Source organism: Protofrankia sp. Cr1 (assembly GCF_963555865.1).
Taxonomy (GTDB): domain Bacteria; phylum Actinomycetota; class Actinomycetes; order Frankiales; family Frankiaceae; genus Protofrankia.
Genome location: NZ_CAUVXO010000244.1, coordinates 1,222 through 3,426 on the forward strand (window position 1 = coordinate 1,222; position 2,205 = coordinate 3,426).

A 2,205-nucleotide genomic window follows, 5' to 3' on the forward strand; every position below is an offset into this window, starting at 1 on the left:
CCCACAGCCCACAGCCAGACAAAACGCCGGGCCGATCACCCAGCCCGGCGTTTGATTGTCGCCTTCCGCCTCAGTTCTCGTCTCAGCGCTGCCAGGACGCTCGCGATGGACGGGTATCAGATCTGATGGAGGTCGATCTCTGCTGCGAAGGGCGCCGAGACCGTGACCACGCCGGTGAATACCTCTCCGTCCCGGTAGACCCGCCTCGCCGGGTCGAGGACATAGGTGTAGACCAGCGGAACACCGGTAGCGGCCTGCTCGATCCGCCAGTAGAAGGCGATGCCGGCCTTGGCGTACTGGTCCACCTTCACGATCCTGTCGGTGGTCTCCGAACCCGGCGAGACGATCTCCACGACCAACAGCACGTGTTCGGGACGGGTGGGCGTGACATCAATCGTGTCCGCGCGATACACCACGACATCCGGACGGCGATTGGTGAGCGGCACGTCCTGCAGCCGGACGTCGAAGTCCGTGTCGGCGTTCCAGTCCACCCCGGCGGCCGCGTCCAGTGCGTTCGCGACGATCCGGGCCAGCCGGTTGTGCCGCTTGGACGCGCTGGGGCTCACGACGACCATCCCGTCCACGATCTCGATGCCCGCGCACTGCTCCTGCGACCAGGAGTCGTACTGCTCCGCCGTGATCTGCTCGTGCATCCACGCAGGGGCGACCATCTCCGCGGTCATGACACACCTCCTGCGAACCTGACGGCAGGCCTGATTCCTACCTGACAGCGTACTGTGCGTCATCCGCTAGGCCATGGTCGCCAGGATCGCGGCGATGTCCGCGGGTTCGGTGCACGGGTTGACGATCGCGAACCGGGTCACCGTCTCCCCCTCGTGGACGGTCGGGGTGACGAACGCGAAGCCCGACTGCAGCAGCTTCTCCGTCCACTCGTAGTACATCTGCGGTGCCCAGTTCAGGCGCCGCAGGACAACCACGGAAAGCTGCGGTTCGCGCACAAGCTCGACGTAGGGCAGCGCCCGGATCTGGTCGGCCGCGGACCGGGCGGTGGCCAGGGACTTCTCCACGGCGGCGCTGTAGGCACGGGTCCCGTGCACGGCGAGGGAGAACCAGAAGGGCAGACCACGCGCGCGCCGGGACAGGCCGATCGCGTAGTCCGCTGGATTCCAGGCGTCCGTGGACTCCAGCACCTCGAGGTAACCCGCTTTCTGCGCATGTGCCGCGCGGGCCAGCGCCGGTTCCCGATAGATCAGCGCGCAGGCGTCGAACGGCGCGAACAACCATTTGTGCGGATCAACGATGAAGGAGTCGGCATCCGCCACACCGGCAAAAAGGTGACGGACTGATTCCGCAGCCAGTGCGGCCAGTCCGTAGGCGCCGTCGACGTGTACCCAGATACCGCGTTCACGGGCCACGTCGACAATGCCGCGAATATCATCGACAATGCCGAACTGCGTGGTACCGGCTGTTGCCACGACGGCGAAGACCGTGTCGGCAACGGCGACGCCGGCGGCGTCCAACGCGGCGCCCAGCGCAGGACCGGTGAGCCGTCCGTCCTGGTCCGTCGCCACGACCAGAACGTCGACGCCCATGATGCGGGCGGCGGTCTCAACCGAGGAGTGCGCTTCGGAACCGCAGACGACCCGCCAGGTGGTGGGTTCGGCCCCGCAACCCGCCGCCTGCCGCCTGGCCTGCTGCGCCGCGTGCCTCGCTGCGACCAGGGCGGAAAGGTTGCCGACCGTCCCCCCCTGGACGAAGACACCACCCGCCCGGGACGGGAAACCGGCCAGATCGGACAACCAGCGCAACGCCTGGTTCTCCGCGTAGACCGCACCGGCGCCCTCCAGCCAGCTGCCCGCATATACCGACGACGCCCCGACAACGAGGTCGAACAGTATTGCCGCCTTGGTGGGAGCCGCCGGAATGAACGAGAGATTACGTGGATGATCAACAGAAATGCAGGCTCTGGAGAGGACCTTGTCGAAAAGACCGAGTACCTCGACGCCGCCCATACCGTCGGGGGTAATCGTCGCTCCCGCGGTGGCGGCCAGGTCCGCGTGGGAGCGCGACCCGTCCAGCGGGACCGGATGCAGACGCAGGCGCTCCCGCGCATAGTCGACAACAGCCTGGGCCAGAATCTCGCTGTCCATGTCATACCGATGCACGGAGCAGAGTATAGCCAGACTCACCTGACAATAGGGACGCGATACCGCGGTAGCAGTATGTGCATTTCATGTGCATTGG

General features: G+C 66.3%; 2 protein-coding genes. Both read right to left on the reverse strand.

Annotated features, from left to right (window positions below; translation table 11 throughout):
- Window positions 1-116 precede the first annotated feature (116 nt).
- The gene (locus U9980_RS17685) at window positions 117-683 is read right to left on the reverse strand and encodes a Uma2 family endonuclease (RefSeq protein WP_416210306.1); all 567 of its coding nucleotides are present in this window, start codon (window positions 681-683) and stop codon (window positions 117-119) included.
- A 66-nt stretch (window positions 684-749) separates the two neighbouring features.
- Window positions 750-2,111, reverse strand: a complete 1,362-nt coding sequence (locus tag U9980_RS17690) for a pyridoxal phosphate-dependent decarboxylase family protein (protein WP_322768930.1) — start codon at window positions 2,109-2,111, stop codon at window positions 750-752.
- Window positions 2,112-2,205: the final 94 nt, after the last annotated feature.

Excerpts from the sequence above, each read along its gene's own strand:
- U9980_RS17685 (WP_416210306.1), bottom strand. The coding sequence starts at position 683 with ATGACCGCGGAGATGGTCGCCCCTGCGTGGATGCACGAGCAGATCACG.
- U9980_RS17690 (WP_322768930.1), bottom strand. The coding sequence starts at position 2,111 with ATGGACAGCGAGATTCTGGCCCAGGCTGTTGTCGACTATGCGCGGGAG.